This window comes from Telluria sp. ZT3P39, assembly GCF_059685935.1.
Window position 1 is genome coordinate 1 of record NZ_JCASIH010000039.1, and the last position, 20,406, is coordinate 20,406.

17 protein-coding genes are annotated in these 20,406 nt (G+C 67.2%); 12 read left to right on the top strand and 5 right to left on the bottom strand.

All coding sequences use genetic code 11. The features are described from left to right. Positions 1-306 precede the first annotated feature (306 nt). The 4 genes from AC56LR_RS20910 (at position 307) to AC56LR_RS20925 (ending at position 4,530) form a co-directional block, all read left to right on the top strand. On the top strand, positions 307-1,296 hold the full coding sequence (locus AC56LR_RS20910; RefSeq protein ID WP_497133298.1) for an amidohydrolase family protein: 990 nt from the start codon (positions 307-309) through the stop codon (positions 1,294-1,296). Positions 1,297-1,481: 185 nt separating this feature from the next. Then, positions 1,482-1,847 carry a hypothetical protein gene (locus AC56LR_RS20915; RefSeq protein WP_497133300.1) on the top strand — a complete coding sequence of 122 codons (366 nt, stop codon included), beginning with the start codon at positions 1,482-1,484 and terminating at the stop codon, positions 1,845-1,847. Between the two features lie 33 nt (positions 1,848-1,880). Next, on the top strand, positions 1,881-2,840 hold the full coding sequence (locus AC56LR_RS20920) for a retroviral-like aspartic protease family protein (protein WP_497133302.1): 960 nt from the start codon (positions 1,881-1,883) through the stop codon (positions 2,838-2,840). 307 nt (positions 2,841-3,147) lie between these two features. Beyond that, a complete protein-coding gene (locus AC56LR_RS20925; protein WP_497133304.1) occupies positions 3,148-4,530 on the top strand; it encodes an amino acid permease in 1,383 nt (460 codons plus the stop codon). Between the two features lie 10 nt (positions 4,531-4,540). Here the strand turns inward: AC56LR_RS20925 and AC56LR_RS20930 are convergent, their stop codons facing one another. Next, positions 4,541-6,136: an EAL domain-containing protein gene (locus AC56LR_RS20930; protein WP_497133306.1), complete on the bottom strand. Its 1,596-nt coding sequence runs from the start codon at positions 6,134-6,136 to the stop codon at positions 4,541-4,543. A 220-nt stretch (positions 6,137-6,356) separates the two neighbouring features. Here AC56LR_RS20930 and AC56LR_RS20935 point away from each other — a divergent pair, with 220 nt between their 5' ends. From AC56LR_RS20935 to AC56LR_RS20955, 5 genes are all read left to right on the top strand, one after another. Beyond that, positions 6,357-7,589, top strand: coding sequence for a 3-methyl-2-oxobutanoate dehydrogenase (2-methylpropanoyl-transferring) subunit alpha (locus tag AC56LR_RS20935; protein ID WP_497133308.1), 1,233 nt, complete (start codon positions 6,357-6,359; stop codon positions 7,587-7,589). Positions 7,590-7,627: 38 nt separating this feature from the next. After that, a complete protein-coding gene (locus AC56LR_RS20940) occupies positions 7,628-8,641 on the top strand; it encodes an alpha-ketoacid dehydrogenase subunit beta (protein WP_497133328.1) in 1,014 nt (337 codons plus the stop codon). 2 nt (positions 8,642-8,643) lie between these two features. Beyond that, positions 8,644-9,972, top strand: coding sequence for a dihydrolipoamide acetyltransferase family protein (locus AC56LR_RS20945; RefSeq protein WP_497133310.1), 1,329 nt, complete (start codon positions 8,644-8,646; stop codon positions 9,970-9,972). 4 nt (positions 9,973-9,976) lie between these two features. Beyond that, positions 9,977-11,389, top strand: coding sequence for a dihydrolipoyl dehydrogenase (lpdA, locus tag AC56LR_RS20950; RefSeq protein ID WP_497133311.1), 1,413 nt, complete (start codon positions 9,977-9,979; stop codon positions 11,387-11,389). A 241-nt stretch (positions 11,390-11,630) separates the two neighbouring features. Continuing rightward, positions 11,631-12,137 carry an outer membrane beta-barrel protein gene (locus tag AC56LR_RS20955; protein ID WP_497133313.1) on the top strand — a complete coding sequence of 169 codons (507 nt, stop codon included), beginning with the start codon at positions 11,631-11,633 and terminating at the stop codon, positions 12,135-12,137. 73 nt (positions 12,138-12,210) lie between these two features. Here the strand turns inward: AC56LR_RS20955 and AC56LR_RS20960 are convergent, their stop codons facing one another. Together AC56LR_RS20960 and AC56LR_RS20965 are read right to left on the bottom strand one after the other, a co-directional pair. Next, positions 12,211-12,852, bottom strand: coding sequence for a TetR/AcrR family transcriptional regulator (locus AC56LR_RS20960; protein WP_497133315.1), 642 nt, complete (start codon positions 12,850-12,852; stop codon positions 12,211-12,213). A gap of 87 nt (positions 12,853-12,939) precedes the next feature. Then, positions 12,940-13,305: a hypothetical protein gene (locus tag AC56LR_RS20965; RefSeq protein ID WP_497133317.1), complete on the bottom strand. Its 366-nt coding sequence runs from the start codon at positions 13,303-13,305 to the stop codon at positions 12,940-12,942. Between the two features lie 175 nt (positions 13,306-13,480). On the opposite strand from AC56LR_RS20965, the gene AC56LR_RS20970 reads away from it, so the two are divergent. Together AC56LR_RS20970 and kefC are read left to right on the top strand one after the other, a co-directional pair. Then, a complete protein-coding gene (locus AC56LR_RS20970) occupies positions 13,481-14,059 on the top strand; it encodes an NAD(P)H-dependent oxidoreductase (RefSeq protein WP_497133319.1) in 579 nt (192 codons plus the stop codon). Beyond that, positions 14,049-15,851: a glutathione-regulated potassium-efflux system protein KefC gene (kefC, locus tag AC56LR_RS20975; protein WP_497133321.1), complete on the top strand. Its 1,803-nt coding sequence runs from the start codon at positions 14,049-14,051 to the stop codon at positions 15,849-15,851. Before AC56LR_RS20970 ends, kefC begins: the two co-directional genes overlap by 11 nt. A gap of 18 nt (positions 15,852-15,869) precedes the next feature. Here the strand turns inward: kefC and AC56LR_RS20980 are convergent, their stop codons facing one another. Then, positions 15,870-17,069, bottom strand: a complete 1,200-nt coding sequence (locus tag AC56LR_RS20980; RefSeq protein WP_497133322.1) for a GGDEF domain-containing protein — start codon at positions 17,067-17,069, stop codon at positions 15,870-15,872. Positions 17,070-17,341: 272 nt separating this feature from the next. On the opposite strand from AC56LR_RS20980, the gene AC56LR_RS20985 reads away from it, so the two are divergent. Continuing rightward, the gene (locus tag AC56LR_RS20985; protein WP_497133324.1) at positions 17,342-20,131 is read left to right on the top strand and encodes an EAL domain-containing protein; all 2,790 of its coding nucleotides are present in this window, start codon (positions 17,342-17,344) and stop codon (positions 20,129-20,131) included. An 84-nt stretch (positions 20,132-20,215) separates the two neighbouring features. On the opposite strand, the gene AC56LR_RS20990 is transcribed toward AC56LR_RS20985, so the two are convergent. Beyond that, the coding region (locus AC56LR_RS20990) for a hypothetical protein (RefSeq protein WP_497133326.1) at positions 20,216-20,406 on the bottom strand (191 nt) is incomplete at its 5' end.

Consider the following 20,406-nt stretch of genomic DNA (forward strand, 5'->3'; position numbering starts at 1 on the left):
GCGCTGTCATGCACAAATTGACTCATCTGATTTACGGGGTGATTCGCACCGGCAAGCCATTCGACGCAAATTACCTGTCGAAAGGGCTTGCAATTCAAGACGGTATCTGACCCCGGTTTTGCATCCGCAACCCCGGTTTTGCATCCGGCAGGGCATCTACCTGTACGAGCACCGCAGCGCGCCGCACCGGCGCCGCGTGGTGGTGGCGGTCATGCAGGAGAAGGCGGCATATGTATCCATTTGTCGTGGACAGCAAGGGCAGCGCTGGGTAACCTGCGGGTTCCATTCCACCACCGGGGAACCGCGATGTCCCGCCTGCTCACCAAGCTGCTCTGCTCGGCCACCCTCCTGGGCGCCCTGCCCGCCGCCTGCCTTGCCGCGGGACCGGTGACGCCGGCGGCCGATCACCACCAGCACCTGTTCAGTCCCGCCATCATCGCCCTGATCGCGCCCAAGCCCGGTCCGGACGCGCTGGCCGAGATCCCGGTGACCGATCTCATCAAACACCTCGACGAGGCCGGCATCCGCCGCGCCGCGGTCATGTCGGTGGCCTATATGTACGGCCGCCCCTCGCGCACGATCGAGGACGAATACGCCAGGGTGCAAGCCGAAAACGACTGGACCGGCGCCCAGGCGGCCAGATACCCGGACCGCCTGCGCGCCTTCTGCGGCTTCAACCCGCTGAAGGACTATGCGTTGGCCGAGCTGGAGCGCTGCGCGGCCCATCCCCGGCTGCGCCACGGGATCAAGATGCACTTCGGGAATTCGGACGTCCAGCTCGAGAACCCGGCCCACATCGCGCGCCTGCAGGAAGTGTTCAGCGCGGCCAGCCGGCACCGCATGGCGATCGCCGTGCATCTGCGCGCTTCGATCTCGCTCAAGCGTCCCTATGGCGAAACGCAGGCGCGCGCCTTCCTCGCGCACCTGATGCCGCGGGCGACCGGCATCGTGGTGCAGATCGCGCACCTGGCCGGCGCCGGCCCCGGCTACGAGGACCCGCCCGCCAACGAGGTGATGCGCGTCTTTGCCGAAGCCGCCGCGCGCCAGGACCCGAACACCCGCAACCTGTGGTTCGACGTCGCCTCGATCGCCACGCCCGACATCGCGCCCGCCCATGCGCGCGAGATGGTGGAGCGCATGCGCCAGGTCGGGGTCGACAAGATCCTGTACGGCTCGGACGCGGCCACGCCCACCAACATGAAGCCGCGCCAGGCCTGGGCCGCCTTCCGCGCCCTGCCGCTCACCCCCGAGGAAATCGCCCGTATCGCCGCCAACGTGGCGCCCTACCTTCGCTGAACCTCGATCGCGGCGCGGCGCCACCCGCCGCGCATAATCGGCGAAACAGGCACGATTTCGTGTCAATTGTGAGTTTTGTTGAATTTCCCTGCCATGCCCGAATGCTATGCTCGCGGCCTTTCATAGCCTGCTTGCCGTCGGCACGCAGCTGGAACCACAGCCAACATCGCAGTAGAAACGATCGAATGACACCCAAGAACACCCTGTGGGCGCTGCTGGCGCTCATGCTCGCCAGCGGCATGGCCAAAGCGCTGTACGCCGCCGCGCACATGCAGATGCCGGTCTGGTGGATCCTCCTGACCGCCTTCCTGCTGAACTTCCTGCCCTATTACTGGTACCGCCAGGACAGCGAGGCGCGCATGTTCCGCCGCTCCCGCTGGATGAACACCTTCGTGGTCGGCATCGGGCCGGTCGGCATTCCGGTCTACCTGTTCCGCAGCCGCGAAAAGGGCCGGCGCCTGCGCTCGCTGGCGCGGATGTCCGGCTTCGTGCTGGCGATGATGGGTGCCACCGTCATGGGCGCGGTCGCCTTCTTCGTGATGCCGGGCTGACGCCGCTTTTCGACCTTTCACCATTGGACCGACATGATCCCAGTTCTTCCCGCCCGTCGCGCGCGCCGGTTCGGCCGCGCCCTCTCCGCCACCGTCATCCTGGCGAGCGCCGCCGCATCGGCCCAGCCGCTGCCGCCCGGCTGCGTCCTTGGTGAAGTGGCGACGCTGCCGCTTTCCTTGCGCGGCGACAGCGTGCCGATCGCCGAGGCCCGCATCAACGGCAAGCCGGTCGAGGCCCTGATCGACAGCGGCGGCCAGCATGCGACCGTGCTCGACAAGTACACGCTGGCGGGCATGGGCGTGAAGGTGATCAGCTCGGAGACCAATTACGCCGGCGTGTTTGTCCTGAACGCGAACATCGAGCATATCGCGATCGGTCCCACCGAATACCGCAAATCCTGGTTCGCGGTGGACGACCTCTCGGATGACGGCGTGGGCGCCCGGATCGGCGCCAACTACCTGTTCCGCAACGACGTCGAAGTCAACCTGCAGGACCGCTACCTGAAGTTCTTCAAGCCGGCCGGCTGCCTGCGCGCGCCGCTGGCCTATTGGGACCCGAAGACGCCGTCGGTGCCCTTCCAGATCCATGCGCAGAGAAAGGACCTGCGGCCCTGGTTCAAGGTGCGCATCAACGGCAAGGACGTCAAGGCCGTGATCTCGACCCTCACCCAGCGCTCCTACCTGGACCTGTTCACCGCCGGGCACATGGGCCTGAGCCCGGACTCGCCGGGCGCGGTGCGCGACGCGGCAGGCATGAAATGGAACGATCGCGAGCAGGCGGTGTGGACGGTGCCGGTGGGGCAGATGTCGATCGGCGAGCTGCAGGTGAAGGACTTTAGCCTGCGCCTGGTGAACATGGAGCGCTCGGGCGAGATGCTGGTGCTCGGGACCGATTTCCTCAAGCGCCACCGGGTCTATGTCGCGATGAGCCAGAACCGGATCTATTTCAGCCCGGTCACGCAGGCCGCGCCGGGAGCCGCCGCCGCGCCGTGAGTGCCGGCGGCGCAGCCATGCGCCGCCGATTTCCCGGTCCCGGTATGCTCTTCCCATCACGGCGTACACCCGCCGTCCAACCCAATGGAGATTGAGCATGCGTAAAATGATCATGATGGCAATTGCAGGCTTCCTCTGGAAGAAATTCAGCGGCACCTCGACCAAACGCCCGGGCTATCCGCGCAATCCCCGCGGCTTCTGATGGCATGGCGGACGGCCGCGGGCAAGTTTTCGCCCGCCGCGCCGTCCTTGCAGTAGAATCGCTGGCTTTAAGGCAACTGTTGCCTTTGACACCTTGAGGCCAGCGATGAACGAGCCGCAGCACCAACCGAGTAACGAACTCAAGCGCGGACTCAAGAACCGCCACATCCAGCTGATCGCCCTCGGCGGCGCCATCGGCACCGGACTCTTCCTTGGCGTTGCCCAGACCATCCAGATGGCCGGCCCTTCGGCCCTGCTCGGCTATGCCTTCGCCGGCCTGATCGCCTTCCTGATCATGCGCCAGATGGGCGAGATGATCGTCGACGAACCGGTGGCCGGCTCCTTCGGCTATTTCGCCACCAAATACGGCAGTCCCATGGCCGGCTTCATGTCAGGCTGGAACTACTGGGTGATGTACATCCTGGTCAGCATGGCAGAACTGTCGGCGCTCGGCATCTACATCCAGTACTGGTTCCCCGAGATTCCCACCTGGGTCTCGGCGCTCGGCTTCTTCGTGCTGGTCAACCTGCTCAGCCTGATGAACGTGAAGGCCTTCGGCGAGCTCGAATTCTGGTTCTCCATCATCAAGGTCGCGGCCGTGGTCGGCATGATCGTGTTCGGCTGCTATCTGCTCATCAGCGACACGGCCGGCCCGCAGGCGGGCGTGTCCAACCTGTGGCGCCATGGCGGCTTCTTCCCGAGCGGCTTGAGCGGCCTGGCGCTGTCGATGGCGGTGATCATGTTCTCCTTCGGCGGCCTGGAAATGATCGGCATCACCGCCGCCGAGGCCGACAATCCGGGGCGCACCATCCCGCGCGCCATCAACCAGGCCATCTGGCGCATCGCCATCTTCTACGTCGGCGCGCTGGCCGTGCTCCTGATGCTCTATCCATGGACCAAGGTCGCGCTCGGCGGCAGCCCCTTCGTGCTGATCTTCGCCGCGCTCGACAGCAAGGTCGTGGCCAACATCCTCAACCTGGTGGTGCTGACCGCCGCGCTGTCGGTGTACAACGGCTGCGTGTACGCCAACAGCCGCATGCTGTTCGGCCTCGCGGAACAGGGCAATGCCCCGCGCGCCCTGTTGAAGGTGAACCGCCGCGGCGTGCCGCTGGCCGCGCTGGCGGTGTCCGCCGTGGCCACCGGCATCTGCATCTGCATCAATTACTTCCTGCCGCGCGAAGCCTTCGGCATGCTGATGGGCCTGGCCGTGGCCGCGCTGGTCATCAACTGGGGCATGATCTGCTGGAGCCACCTGCGCTTCCGCCGCCAGAAAGATGCGGCCGGCCAGCCGACCGCCTTCCGCAGCCCGCTGTTCCCGCTGACCAATTACCTGTGCCTGGCCTTCCTGGCCGGCATCGTGGTCGTGATGTACCTGACGCCCGGCCTGCAGGTGTCGGTGTTCATGATTCCGGCCTGGCTGCTGCTGCTCGGGCTGGGTTATTGGCTGCGCCAGCGCAGCCTCGGAGCGGGGGCGGTCGTCTCGGCCTGAGGCGCCGCCTTCAACCCGTAATGCGGGCGTCTTCCCCTTCCTGCTGCGCCGCTTCCTGGAGCTGGCGCACGACCTGGGCGAACGGCATCGGCCGCCCGAACAGCCAGCCCTGGCCGAACTGCACCCCGTGCTTGCGCAGGAAATCGGCCTGCGCCTGTCCTTCGACGCCCTCGGCGATCATCTGGATGCCGAGATCCTTGGCCATGCGGATGATGTGCTGGACCACCTGGCTGGTGGGCGCACCGGTGCCGATCGCCTCGATGAAGCTGCGGTCGATCTTCAGGTAATCGATTTCCAGCGATTCCAGGTAGGACAGGCTCGAATACCCGGTGCCGAAATCGTCGATCGCCACCGCGAAACCGTGGCGCCGCAGCGATCCGGTGGTCTGGCGCGCCACCATCGGGTCGAGCAGGCCGCGCTCGGTGATTTCCAGGATCAGGTTGGCCGGCCTGGCATGCATGGCCCCGATCGTGTCCTGCAGGCGCTTCAGGAAGCCGGCCGAATGGAAATCCGCGGGAGCGACATTCACCCCGACGTGAAAATCCGGGTGGTCGGCCAGCCAGGCGCCGGTTTCCCTGCACACGATCTCGAGCACCTGCTGCGTGAGCCGGACAATCAGGCCGTTCTGCTCGGCAATCGGGATGAACAGGTCGGGCGCCACGATTTCACCGGTCGGACGGCGCCAGCGCACCAGCGCCTCGACCCCGGTCCATTCGCCGGTATCGAGCGCGACGATGGGCTGGTATTCCACGAAGAATTCCTTGCGCCGCAAGGCCACCTTCACGGCCGACGGCAGCGCCATCTGCTGGCGCGCCAGGTGCAGGATCGCCAGGGTCAGCGCGATGCCCGCCAGCAGGCCGGCCGGCACCAGGCGCAGGGCCACGTCCTGCGAGCGCCCCTCCAGGTAATGCAGCGGCACCGCCGCGATGCCGGCCGACATGTAGCGCGACGAGCGCACCACCGCCACGATGTGGCCGTCTTCGATGAAGACCACCTCGCGCCGGCGCCCGAGGCGCCGCAGCCAGTCCGGGTCCACATGCCCGCGTTCGATCACCGGCACTGGATAGCCCAGCGACATCACGGCCAGGGACACGTCGGGCTCGCTCTTGGCCGTGTCGATCGCCAGCTGCTTGTGCACGATCGCGGCGAAGCGCCCTGCCTGGACCACGATGAAGGTGATATCGGGTGCGAAGCGAAAGCGCACGTTGCGGCGTATCTGCGAGCCTGATGAGCTGGTGTAGTCGGGCGGTCCGAGCTCGAGCGCGCTGGCCGGGCCGGCAATGGACGAGCACAGCATGCGCTCGCCTTCGACATAACCGACCGCCTGGATATAGCTGGAACTGAGGTCGATCTCGCGCATCAGGTCCAGGCTTGCCGGCGAGCATGGATCCGCGCTGTGCAGCGCGGCCAGGCGGCCGATGCCGGCCCGCACCTGGTCGCCGGTCTGGTCGACCCGCTGCACCACGTCGCGCGCATAGCCGAGCGCGTGCGTGCTTTCCGCCTTGAAAGCCTGGCGCTCCGACTCCTCGATCGCCAGCCGGATCGGCAGTCCGATGCCTGCGATCGCGACCAGGAGGGTCAGGAGGACGGCGGCGGTTTTTTTCATGGTTTGCCTGCGCCGGGCCGGATGGACCCGCCCGGGCACGGTCCATACTACCGCCACCGCGCCCGGTCCGCAAACGCGCGCGGCCTTGTACCATGCGGCCACGCGGAAGCGCCCTTCCATGCTGCGTCGCAATATGAAAATAATTGGCCCGTGGCGCCGTGCGAAGGGCGGTTCGCCGTATCATGCTTGCCGCAAGTCACCTTACAAAGGGGTAGCGTTTATGAGTCAGAGTAAGCCTCTGTCGCTGCATGTACCGGAGCCTACCGGCCGTCCGGGCTGCAAGACCGATTTTTCGTATCTCCAATTGAGTCCGGCCGGCGCCGTCCCGCGCCCGCCGGTCGATGTCGCGCCGATCGATACCAGCGGCATCGCCTCGTCCCTGATCAGCGTGCTCGACGCGGACGGCAACGCCGTCGGTCCGTGGGCTCCCGAGCCCGACCGCGAGCTGTTCCGCTTCGGCCTGCGCACCATGATGAAGACCCGCATTTTCGACGCGCGCATGGTGATCGCCCAGCGCCAGAAGAAGATGTCCTTCTATATGACCTCGCTCGGCGAGGAAGCCATCGGCACCGCCCAGGCGCTCGCGCTACAGGACGGCGACATGCATTTCCCGACCTACCGCCAGCAAAGCCTGCTGTTCGCCAAGCAGGTGCCGCTGGTCGAGATGATCTGCCAGCTGCTCTCGAACGAGCGCGACCCGCTCAAGGGCCGCCAGCTGCCGGTGATGTATTCGGTGCGCCGCGCCGGCTTCTTCACCGTTTCCGGCAACCTCGCCACCCAGTACCCGCAAGCCGTGGGCTGGGCGATGGCGTCCGCCATCAAGGGCGATACGAAAATCGCCGCCGCCTGGATCGGCGACGGCGCCACCGCCGAATCCGATTTCTCCACCGCCCTCACCTTCGCCCACGTCTACCGCGCGCCGGTGATCCTGAACGTCGTCAACAACCAGTGGGCGATCTCGACCTTCCAGGCGATCGCCGGCGGCGAGAGCGTCACCTTCGCCACCCGCGGCATCGGCAGCGGCATCGCCTCGCTGCGCGTGGACGGCAACGATTTCCTGGCCGTGCTGAGCGCCTCGCGCTGGGCGGCAGAGCGTGCGCGCAGCAACCTCGGGCCGGCCCTGATCGAATGGGTCACCTACCGCGCCGGTCCCCATTCGACCTCGGACGATCCGGGCCGCTACCGCCCGGCCGACGACGTCTCGCGCTTCCCGCTGGGCGACCCGATCGCGCGCCTGCGCAAGCATTTGACGAACCTGGGCTGGTGGTCGGACGAAGAAAACGACGCCGTCCAGGCGGAACTCGAAGCGGAAATCCTCGCGGCCCAGAAAGAAGCCGAAAGCTACGGCATCCTGGGCGACGAGCGCGCGCCGAGCGCCGCCACGATGTTCGAGGACGTATATAAAGACATGCCGGAGCATCTGCGCCGGCAGCGCCAGGAACTGGGAGTATGACGATGGCACGCGACGATCAAAACAAGGACGTGGCCACCATGCCGATGACCATGATCCAGGCGCTGCGCTCGGCCATGGACGTCATGATGGAGCGCGACGACAACGTGGTGGTGTACGGCCAGGACGTCGGTTATTTCGGCGGCGTGTTCCGCGTCACCGACGGCCTGCAGGCCAAGTACGGCAAATCGCGCGTGTTCGATGCGCCGATTTCCGAAGGCGGCATCGTGGGCACGGCGGTCGGCATGGCCGCCTACGGCCTGCGCCCCGTGGTCGAAATCCAGTTCGCCGACTATTTCTATCCGGCGACCGACCAGATCGTGTCGGAAGCGGCGCGCCTGCGCTACCGCTCGGCCGGCGAATTCACCGCCTCGATGGTGATCCGCATGCCTTGCGGCGGCGGCATCTGGGGCGGCCAGACCCACAGCCAGAGCCCGGAAGCCTTCTTCACCCACGTCTGCGGGCTGCGCACGGTGATGCCGTCCAACCCCTACGACGCCAAGGGCCTGCTCATTGCCTCGATCGAGAACGACGACCCGGTGATCTTCCTGGAGCCCAAGCGTTTATATAACGGCCCCTTCGACGGCCACCACGACCGTCCGGTCGTGCCCTGGTCCGGCCAGGCGCTGGGCAATGTGCCGACCGGGTATTACACGGTGGACCTGGACAAGGCGTCCATCGTCCGTCCGGGCAACGACGTCACGGTGCTGGCCTACGGCACCATGGTCTGGGTCTCGGAAGCGGCCGCGCGCGAATCCGGCGTAGACGCCGAAGTGATCGACCTGCGCAGCATCTGGCCGCTCGATCTCGACACCATCGTGAAGTCGGTGCAGAAGACCGGCCGCTGCGTGATCGTGCATGAAGCCACCAAGACCAGCGGCTTTGGCGCCGAACTGTCGGCGCTGGTGCAGGAACACTGCTTCTACCACCTGGAGGCGCCGATCGAGCGCGTCGCCGGCTGGGACACCCCTTACCCGCATGCGCAGGAGTGGGCTTATTTCCCCGGGCCGGACCGCGTAGCGGCGGCCCTGAAACGCGCGATGGAGGGTCAATAAACATGGGCATTCACGTCATTAAAATGCCGGACCTCGGCGAAGGCATTGCCGAAGTCGAAGTCGTGGCCTGGCATGTCCAGCCGGGCGACACCGTCAAGGAAGACCAGGTCCTGGCCGACGTCATGACCGACAAGGCGACCGTCGAGATCCCGTCGCCGGTGGCGGGCACCATCACGAGTCTCGGCGGCGCGATCGGCCAGGCGATGGCGGTCGGCGCGGAACTGATCCGCCTCGAAGTGGCAGGCGCCGGCAACTATTCCGGCGACAAGGCCAGGCAGGAACCGGTGCAGTCGGCGGCCTCGAAAGCGCCGGCCGAAGAAGTCGGCGAGCCGCAACTGGCGGCGGTGGCGCAGGCGGAAGCCTCGGCCCCCGCACGCGCGCAGGCCCCGGCTGCGCCGCAGAAACCGCAGGCACGCGCGCATCAACAGGCCCCGGCCATGCGCGCCGAGGGCGACAAGCCGCACGCCGCACCGGCCGTGCGCCAGCGCGCCTGGGACCTGGGAATCGAACTGCAGTTCGTGCACGGCAGCGGTCCGGCCGGCCGCATCACCCACGCCGACCTCGACGAGCATGTCGCCGGACGGCGCCAGGGCGGCAATGGCGGCGGCAGCGACAACCGCTATGCGCAGCTCCAGGGCGAGCACGCCACGCCGATCATCGGCCTGCGCCGCAAGATCGCCGAGAAGATGCAGGAAGCCAAGCGCCAGATCCCGCACTTCACCTACGTCGAAGAAATCGACGTCACCGAACTGGAGCTGCTCCGCGCCCAGCTCAACGCGCGCTATGGCGCGGAGCGCGGCAAGCTCACCCTGCTGCCGCTGCTGATGCGCGCCGTGGTGCTGTCGATCCGCGCCTATCCGATGATGAATGCGCGTTACGACGACCAGAACAACCTGCTGACGCAGTACGACCCGGTCCACCTCGGCATCGCCACGCAAACCGAGGCCGGGCTGATGGTGCCGGTGGTGCGCCATGCCGAAGCACGCGACCCCTGGGCCAGTTCGGCGGAAGTCGCGCGCCTGGCCGACGCCGCTCGCACTGGCAAGGCGACCCGCGACGAGCTCACCGGTTCGACCATCACGATCACCAGCCTCGGGCCATTGGGCGGCATCGTCACCACCCCGGTCATCAACCGTCCGGAAGTGGCGATCATCGGCACCAACCGCATCGTCGAGCGTCCGGTGATCCGCGACGGCGCCATGGTCGCGCGCAAGATGATGAACCTGTCGTCCTCGTTCGACCACCGCGTGATCGACGGCCAGGTGGCGGCCAAGTTCGTGCAGACGATTCGCGGCTATCTCGAAACCCCAGCCACCATCTTCGTGGAGTAAACAGATGGAGACACTCAATACCACCCTGCTCATCATCGGCGGCGGTCCCGGCGGCTATGTGGCCGGCATCAAGGCTGGCCAGCTCGGCGTGCAGACCATCCTGGTCGAAGGCGCGCAGCCGGGCGGCACCTGCCTGAACATCGGCTGCATCCCGTCCAAGGCCCTGATCCACGCGGCCGACGAATTCTGCAAGGCGCGCAGCTATGCGGCCGAGACTTCGCCGCTCGGCATTACCGGTTCGGACCCGCGCATCGACCTGGACCGCACCGTGGCCTGGAAGGACGGCATCGTCAAGAAGCTGACCGGCGGCGTCGGCGCCCTGCTCAAGAAAAACGGCGTGAAGCTGGTGAGCGGCTGGGCGACGATCCTGGACGGCAAGACGGTCGAAGTCACGCCGGACGGTGCAAGCGAGGCCACCGTGCGCATCCGCTGCGAGCACATGCTGCTGGCCAGCGGCTCGGTCCCGGTCGAGCTGCCCTTCATGCCTTTCGGCGGCCCGGTCATCTCGAGCACCGAAGCGCTGTCGCCCGGCGGCATTCCAAAGCAGCTGGTGGTGGTCGGCGCCGGCTATATCGGCCTGGAGCTGGGCACGGCCTACCGCAAGCTCGGCTCCCAGGTCACGGTCGTCGAAGCGGCGGACCGCATCCTGCCGGCCTACGATGCGGACCTCGTGAAGCCGGTGGCGTCCGCGCTGGGACGCCTCGGCGTCGAGCTGCGCCTGGCCACCTCGGTGCTGGGCATGGACGACAGCGACGGCCAGACGAAGGTGCGCATCCGCGATGCCTCCGGAGTCGAATCCCTGCTGGACGCGGACCGCGTGCTGGTGGCGGTCGGCCGCAAGCCTGCTACCGTCGGCTGGGGCCTGGAAAACCTGATGCTCGACATGATTGGGCCTGCGATCAAGGTCGACAGCCAGTGCCGCACCTCGATGCGCAATGTGTGGGCGATCGGCGACCTGGCCGGTGAGCCGATGCTGGCGCACCGCGCGATGGCGCAGGGCGAAATGGTGGCCGAGATCGTGTCCGGCAAGCGCCGCGAATTTGCCCCCGCGGCGATTCCGGCGGTGTGCTTCACCGATCCGGAGATCGTGGTGGTCGGCATGTCGCCGGTCGATGCCGACAAGGCCGGCGTCGAGATCGTCACCGCCAGCTTCCCGTTCAGTGCGAACGGGCGCGCGATGACCATCGAAAGCACGGATGGCTTCGTGCGGGTGGTGGCAAGGAAGAGCGACCACCGCATCCTCGGCTGGCAGGCCGTCGGCGGCGCCGTGTCCGAACTGGCGGCCGGCTTCACCCAGTCGATCGAGCTGGGCGCCCAGCTCGAAGACATCGCCGGCACCATCCACGCCCACCCGACCCTGGGTGAAGCGGTGCAGGAAGCGGCCATGCGCGCGCTGGGCCACGCCTTGCACATCTAGGTTTTTCCGCTGCCGCCCGCCTGGGCGGCAGCCTTTCCCTTCGGCGTGTTCCTCTCAAGGTCCGAATAGTACGAATTCGGCGCTTCTTCGTGTTGCCTTAATCCCGTATGCATAATTTGCTTGCAGGCCGAATAATATTGGCACGCGCACGTTTCGTGCCGAACTTGCGGATTTCACAATGTGTGTAATAATCGCGACCCTTGCGAGCATTCGCAGAATAAAAATCACCAAGGAATTCAACATGTTCAAGAACATCGCCGCTGCAGCCGCCCTCGTCATCGCTTCGTCGTCGGCCTTCGCTGCCGCACCTGGCAGCTTCTATGTCGGCGCCGACGTCGGCAAGACCAAGATCGACGACGCATCGGGCCGCGCGACCAGCGCCGGCATCTTCGCCGGTTACACCTTCGTCCAGAACGTCGCAGTCGAAGCCAGCTACCGCCGCCTCGGCGAGTACACCGTCAGCGCATTCGGCGTGAGCGGTGACCTGGACGTCGACCAGACTGCCGTGTCGGTGATCGGCACCCTGCCGCTGAACGGCGGCTTCAGCCTGCTGGGCCGCCTGGGCTACAACCACCTGGAAGCCAAGGCCAATGTTCGTGGCTCGACCGCTACCGAATCGACTTCGGGCGCCGTGGTTGGCCTGGGCGTCGGCTATGCATTCAGCCCAGCCGTGTCGGCCCGCCTGGAACTGCAAAAGCCAGCCAGCGACACCACCAACCTGAGCGTCGGCGTCGCCTTCCAGTTCTAAGCAGGAATGTCGATGCGCCGCCCCTGGGCGGCGTAGTCTCGATGAGAAGGCCCGGCTCGCACCGGGCCTTTTTTCATGCGGCCGAGCGTGCGGCCTGGGGACAGCGCGTGGTGGCCAGCACGGCGCCGAGCGTGAGCGCCGAATCGGCCACGGAATCGATGTCGGGCAGGTAGCCGTCCGAGATCCAGCGCAGGGCGATGTGAATCACGCCGCCGACCACGCCGGCCTGCAGCAGCTCGTCGTGCGGGGCGCCGGGCGGCGCCAGGATGCGGGCAACTTCGCGCCCGATGACGCGCAGGGCCGCGTCGAAGGCCAGGTCGACCGCGCGGCTCACGCCGCGGATCTCGACCAGGAACACGCGCGCCGATTGCGGTTCGCGCTGCAGCGCCGCGAAATAGGCACGCAGCATGGCGCGCGAGCGCGCGATCCGTCCGCGCCCGGCCGCTTCGGCGGCGCGCGTGATCTCCCCCACCACCGAGTAGGTAACGGCGTTGAAGGAATCGATCAGGAGCGCCTCGCTGTTGGCGAAGGATTCATAAAAATAACGCTCGGTCAGGCCGGCCTGCTCGCAGACCGCCTTGACGGTGGCCTGGTGGTAGCCGCGCTCGCCATAGACGGCAATCGCGGCGGCCATCAGGCGCGAACGGCGTTCGGCGCGCCGTTCGTCCTGCGACAGGCCCCGGTAGGAGCGCGTGGTGGTCAACTCAGCTTTCATGCCGACATTCTACACAGAAACTTGTCATAAAATTTATGACAATGTGGAATATCAGTAATGTGAAACTACCGCGCGATCCAGGGCTGTTCAGCGCTTGCCTGACGAAGCTTCGTCGCGGCCGGCTTCCGGTTTCTTTTGCATGTCGGAATCTTGTCCGCCGGACTGGCGGTTGCCGGCCCCGCTGCCGGAACGGCTGGCAATACCTTCCATCCCGGTCTGGATCTCGCCGCTGAAACTGCCGCCGCCGAAGCCCTGGTCGGCTTCCTGGTCGGCGGTGTCGCCGGCCAGCAGGTCGTCGGTGCGGCTGTCGCGCTGCTCCGAACCTTGCTGCTCGAGCTTGCCCGCATCGCCCGTGCCGCCGGCGCCCATGCTGCCGGCGCTGCTGGTGCCGTTCTTGGTGACCTGGTCGTAGTTGCGCCCTTTGGCGCCCTTGCCTTCGTTTTGCATCGACATGCTGGCCTCCTTGATATGAATTCAGGAGACCATGATAGCCCCGGGCGCGGCGCGCACGGATAGGCCCCGGCCCGTGCCGCCTGTAGGATAAGGCCGCCCCCGGAGCGCGGATCCCACAGCTTATTAATTTCGCAATGTACAATCGGGTATTCGCCCCCTGCCCGCCAAGCTGCCCATGACTTCAGACCTGCGCGCCCTGGTCGTCTTTGCCGACCCGTCGCTGCATCGCTCGCGCATCAGCCGCCGCGTCGCCGACGCCGTGTCCAGCCTGCCCGGCGTGGTGGTGCAGGATCTCTACCAGCTCTATCCCGATTTCTACATCGACGTGCGGCGCCAGCGCGAGCTGGTCAAGGCCGCGCCGCTGGTGGTGTTCGTGTTCCAGTTCGGCTGGTATGCGATGCCGGCGCTCCTGAAGGAATGGTTCGATACCGTGTTCAAGCCCGAGTGGGCGCTCGGACAGGCCGGACCGCTGGCAGGCAAGGCCGCCTGGGCGGCGGTGGCGACAAGCGGCGCGTCAAGCGACTACCGCCCCGGTGGCGCGCACGGCCGGCCGCTGCCCGACTATCTGGCGCCGCTGGAGCAGGCCACGCGCAGCTGCGGCATGCGCTGGATGGAGCCGCACGTGTTCTACGGCGCCGACGCGAACGACCCGGACGCCGCCGCGCGCCACGCCGCGCAGCTGCACGCGCAGCTGGCGCTGCACGCCGGCATCGACCTGGAACAGGCAGCCGGCGGGGGCGCGCATGGAGCATAGCCTCTTGATCAACGCCCTGGTCTACCTGCTTGCCGCCGTGATCGCGGTGCCGGTCGCCAAGCGCCTGGGCCTGGGTGCGGTGCTCGGCTACCTGCTGGCCGGGATCGCCATCGGTCCCTGGGGCCTGGCCCTGATCCGCGAAGTCGAGACCATCCTGCACTTCTCGGAATTCGGCGTGGTGCTGCTGCTGTTCGTGATCGGCCTGGAGCTCGAGCCGACCCGCCTGTGGGCGCTGCGCCGCTCGATCTTCGGCTGGGGCACGGCGCAGGTAGCGGGCGTGACCGTGCTGCTGCTGCTGGCGGCCGTGCTGGCCGGTATCGGCTGGAAGCCGGCGCTCATTGCCGCGCTCGGGCTGTCGCTGTCCTCCACCGCGATCGCCCTGACCACGATGCAGGAACGCAACCTGATCCCGACCCCGGCCGGCCAGGCCGGCTTTTCGATCCTGCTGTTCCAGGACATCGCGGCGATCCCGATGATCGCCCTGGTCCCGCTGCTGGGCGTGTCCGGCTCGCACCCGGACGCCGGCTGGATGGGCGTGCTCAAGGCCGTCGCCGTGATCGGCGGCCTGGTCGTCGCGGGACGCTACCTGGTGCGCCCGCTGCTGCGCTTCATCGCCCGCACCGGCATGCGCGAAATCTTCACGGCCTTTGCCCTGCTCCTGATCATCTCGATCGCCCTGCTCATGGCCTCGGTCGGCATGTCGATGGCGCTGGGCGCCTTCATGGCCGGCGTGCTGCTGGCCGATTCCGAGTACCGCCACGCGCTGGAAACCGACCTCGAACCCTTCAAGGGCCTGCTGCTCGGCCTGTTCTTCATCGCGGTGGGCATGTCGGTCGACTTCGGGGTCTTGCTGGCCCAGCCTTTGCTGATCGTGCTGGCGGCGCTGGCTTACCAGGCCATCAAGCTGTTCGTGCTGTGGGCCCTGGCGGCGCGCTTCGGCATGACCGGCCGCCAGCGCGTGCTGTTCGCCTTCCTGCTGTCGCAGGGCGGCGAGTTCGCCTTCGTGGTGTTCGGCGCGGCCGCCACCGCCCGCGTGTTCGACGAGCGGACCGCCTCGATGCTGGTGGTGATCGTGGCGCTGTCCATGATGGCCACGCCGCTGCTCCTGACCCTGTACGACCGCGTGCTCGAGCCGCGCTGGCAGCGCCGCCACAAGCGTCCGGAGGACGCGATCGACACCAATCAGGGCCATGTGATCATCGCCGGCTTCGGGCGCTTCGGCCAGATCGTCGGCCGCCTGCTGCACGCCAACCAGGTGCCGCTGACCATGCTCGACCACGACCCGGACCAGATCGATACGCTGCGCGAATTCGGCTTCAAGGTGTTCTACGGCGACGCCACCCGCACCGACCTGCTGCACGCCGCCGGCGCCGCCCACGCGCGCGCATTGGTGCTGTCGGTCGACGGCATCGAGGACAGCCTCAAGCTCGCCGCGGCCGTGCGCGCGGAATTCCCCGACCTGCCGATCCTGGCGCGCGCCCGCAACGTCACCCACTACTACCAGCTGATGGACCTGGGCGTGACGATCGTGGAACGGGAAACCTTCGAATCGGCGCTGATGCTGGGCCGGCGCGTGATGGAAGAACTGGGCTTCGGCGCCTATTTCGCGCGCCAGGCCGCGATGCGCTTTCGCGAGCACAATATCCAGAGCGTGCTCGAGGTCTATCCCTACTACCAGGACCGCGAACAATACGTGTCGATGGCGCGCCGCGCGCGCCAGGAGCTGCATGCGATGTTCGAGCGCGATTTCGTGGCCATGAAGCGCGACCGCGACGACGAGCGCGACGAATAAGGGCCTGCGCCCGATCCGTCAGCGGCCCGAATGGACCTCGGCCAGGCCGCCGCTCGGGGCGGCCGCCATGACCCGGTTGCGCCCGCCACGCTTGGCCCGGTAGAGCTGGGCGTCGGCCAGGGCGATCAGCGCCTGGACATCGAGCGGGGTTCCAGCCTCGTTCATCGCCACCCCGACGCTGACCGTGCAGCCCTCCGGCAGTCCGGGCAGCGCCGCGGTGCGCGCGGCAAACCGCGTGCGGACCGTTTCCGCCAGCTCGACCAGGGAGCGCGGCGTGCAGGCCTGGGCGACCAGGCAGAACTCTTCCCCGCCCCAGCGCGAAGCCGTCGCATGCGCGTCGTCCAGGCCGAGCAGCACCGCGCCCATGGCGGCCAGCACCTGGTCGCCGGTGTCGTGCCCGTGGGTGTCGTTGACCTGCTTGAACTCGTCGACGTCGAGCAGCAGCACCCCGACCGGACCGCGCTCCCCGGCCGGCCGGGCCAGCAGGCCGTCGAAGATGCGCCGGATGCCGCGCCGGTTCAGCAGGCCGGTAAGCAGGTCGTGCTCGGCCGCGGCGCGCACTTCCGACACCAGCCGCAGCATGATCAGGAGCATCAGCATCGAATTGCCGATCACGGCGCTGAGCAGCGCGCCGGCCCAGCTGATGGTATTGGCGATCGGCAGCTGGGGCGCGCCGTAATCGAAGCTCAGGGAACTGGTGGCTACGAGCGCGCCCTGGCCCAGCGCGGTCAGCCCCTGCAGTAAGGCCACGGCGCCGGCGACATGGAAGACCTTGCGCGAAAATGGGTCCGGATAGCGGAACATGATCCAGGCCGTGCCCAGGTTGAACACGGCCTGGTAGGCGCACAGCGTGCCGATGCGCCAGGCCGTATGCGGATACACGAAGGTGAACGCCACCGTCAGCATGGTGGCGAGCGCGGCCGCCACCGGCAACAGCAGGCTGCTGTGGGAATGCCTGCAGAAGTCCAGGGTCCCGGTCAGCATGTAGGCATGGCCGATGCCGAACGGGATGTTGAAGACCAGCGAGGCCCAGCGCCAGTCGTCGATCAGGCGGAGGCCGTCGAGCACGGTCGCAAAGCCGATGGCCAGGCAGCCGACGGCCCAGTAGCGCACGCCGGCGATCTGGCGCGCGAGCGCGCCGAGCGCGAAGAACATCGCGCCGGCGGCCAGCGATACCAGGCCCAGTACCGTCGCCAAGGTTGGCTCGTCGATCGTCATCGCCGCTTGTCCCGAAAAATGTCAGCTACTCCATGTTCACCAGACTGGACCCAGTATGCGACAGGCGCGCATTCGGCCCCGCCACGTTGGCAAAAGACTACGCGCCGGCGCCACCGCCCCGCACGAACACACGAAACAGCGCGCCGGGTGTCGTATATTCGCCCAGCATCGACTGTTTCCGCCTGGGAATTGTTATACTTGGACTCGCGCACTTGTCACAAACGCGCTCCCGATGACCTCCAGGCGGCCCGCGCCGCGCACCTGCCACTACCGTGAAAACCACCGACTCCCTGCCGGGCGCGCCTGCGTCGCTCGCCGCCGAGAATTCAGCGCTGATCGACAATGCCCTCGACCTGATGGTCGTGCTCGACGCCGGCGGCCGTATCCAGCGCACGAATGCCGCCTCGCGCGCGCTGCTCGGCTACGCGCCGGAGGAACTCGTGGGTCGCCACTACAACGACCTGGTCCACCCGGACCAGCATGCCCTGGCGATCGCCCTCGAAGCCGGCCTGCAGAACGTCGATCCCGAGCAGTCGAACGTGGCGGTGCGCGTGCGCCGCAAGGACGGCCGGGAGGTGCTGATGTCGCTGTCGGCACGCTGGTCGCAGGCGCACCGGCGCATGTTCCTGACGGCGCGCGACATCACCAGCCAGCAGCAGGCGCGCAGGGCGCTGGAGCGCTCCGAGGCGGCGCTGGGCGCCATGCTCGAGAGTATCGGCGACGCCTTCTTCGCGGTCGACAGCGAGTGGCGCATCACCTATGCCAACCGCAAGGCGGGCGACTTCGTCGGGGTCGACCCGGGCACGGTCATCGGGCGCCAGTTGCTCGAAGTCGCGCCCGACCTGCAGCATTCACCGGCCCTGCCCCGTTACGTGCAGGCGATGCAAACCCGCCAGCCCGACACCTTCGAGGTGTTCTGGGAGCCGCACGCGCTGTGGATCGAAGTGCGGGTCTACCCGAACGACGACGGCATCTCGGTCTACTTCCACGGCATCGCCGCCAAGCGCCAGGCCGAGCAGGCCTTGCGCAAGAGCGAACAGCGCTTCCGCAACCTGTTCAACCAGGCCGGCGACAGCGTCATGATCGTCGACGCCGCCCTGCGCATCGTCTCGGTCAACGACCAGGCCTGCGCGCGCTTCGGCTATGCGCGGGATGAATTCCTCGGCCGCCAGGTCACCGAGATCAACTTCGGCGTGCCCGATGCCCAAGCGGTGCTGGCCGGCCTGCGCGCCGGCCAGGCCCAGCTCCTGCGCATGGATAAACGCTGCAAGGACGGCAGCAGCTTCCCGGCCGAAGTCCAGATCTCGCGCTTCGACGACGAGGGCGAGGAATTCTTCCTGGCCGTGATCCGCGACCTGAGCGACCGCGAACACGCCGAGCGCCAGCTGCGCGAGAGCGAGCAGCGCTTGCGCGAAGTGATCGAAATGACCCCGGCCGGCTACCTGGTGGCCGGCCCCGACGGGCTGCTTTGCGACGTGAATCCGGCCCTGTGCGCCTTGTCGGGCTACCCGCGCGAGATGCTGCTGGCGCTGCACCTGGGCGACCTGTTCGTGTCCTTTCCGCTGGCGACCCTGGGCGGCGACACGCCGGCCGAGGTGCAGGGCCTGGAAGCGGTGCTGCGCCACCGCAACGGCGACCACATCCACGTCCTGTTCAACGGCAGCATCAAGCGCGGCGAAGACGGCCAGGCGCTGGCGCTGACCGGCCTGATGACCGACATCACCGGGCGCAAGGCCTTCGAAACCCGGCTGCAGCAGCTGGCGACCCACGACACCCTGACCGGCCTGCCCAACCGCGCCCTGCTCGGCGAGCGCCTGCAGCAGATGCTGGACACCTGCGCCTACGGCGGCGCGGTGGCCGTGATGTTCCTCGACCTCGACCGCTTCAAGGAAGTCAACGACTCCTTCGGCCACGAGATGGGCGATGTGCTGCTGTGCGAAGTGGCCGCGCGCCTGCGCCGCGTGATTCGCCCGACCGACATCATCGCGCGCCTGGGTGGCGACGAATTCGTGGTGGCCGCGTATTGCGCCACCGGCCAGGCGGCGGCCGCGCGCATCGCCGACAAGCTGCTCGACGTGCTGACCGCGCCGGTGACGGTCGGCGGGATCGACGTGATCGTCGGCGCCTCGATCGGCATCAGCATGTTTCCGCAGGACGCCCAGACCCGCGAGATGCTGTTCCAGACGGCCGATACGGCGATGTACCGCGCCAAGAGCTCGGGCCGCAACCGCTACCGCTTCTTCGAGAAGGAAATGACGGTGGCGACCCAGGTGCGCATGGCGCTGGAAGTATCGCTGCGCCCGGCGCTGGCGCGCGGCGAATTCGAGCTGCACTACCAGCCGCGCATCGCGCTGGCCGGCATGGAACTGGTGGGCATGGAAGCCCTGATCCGCTGGAACCACCCGGAGCGCGGCCGCGTCCCGCCGCAGCAGTTCATCGCCATCGCCGAGGAGACCGGCCTGATCGTCGACATCGGCCGCTGGGTGCTGCTCGAGGCCTGCACCCAGACGCGCCGCCTGATGGACCAATACCGGCGCCCGGTCGCGGTATCGGTCAACGTGTCGGCGCGCCAGCTGGCGCAGCCGGCCTTCGTGGACGAAGTGCGCACCGTGCTGGCGCGCACCGGCCTGCCGCCCGATTGCCTGGAACTGGAGCTGACCGAGAGCGCGCTGATCGAAGACATCGAGCACACCGCGAAGATGCTGCGCGAGCTCAAACGCCTCGGCATCAGCCTGGCGGTGGACGACTTCGGCACCGGCTTCTCCAGCCTGGCCTACCTGCGGCGTTTCCCGATCGACGTCCTCAAGCTCGACCGTTCCTTCGTGATGCAGCACGACGAAGACGTCTCGAGCTTCGACTTCATCAAGGCCTTCGTCGACATGGCGCACGCCCTGAACATGGCAGTGGTGGCCGAGGGGGTGGAAACCGTGGAGGTGCTGGACCTGCTGCGCGCCGCGCGCTGCGACCAGGCGCAGGGTTTTTACCTGGCGCGGCCGATGCCGCTTGCAGAACTGCGCGGCGTCATCGAAGCGCAGCATTCCTCACGCCTCCCGGCGCACTGAGAACAGGGAAAAGCGCAAACCCGGGCCTCGAATGTTCGCCGATGTTCGAAACGCAAAACCGGGGTCAGGTCCTGACCCTTCCCCTCAAATTCTCACCTCCTGCACCAAGGTAATCAGTTCAATAAGGGCGGTCTCGAACGCGTGTGGAGGTAATCGAAGTCGCGTACTCTCCATCAAATAACTTCGTGCCAGTGTGTGCACTGAGAGCGTCGATCCGGATTTCTTCTTGCTGCCATACTTCACATGGTAGCCAGCATGCGCCGCCGCAAGGCCAA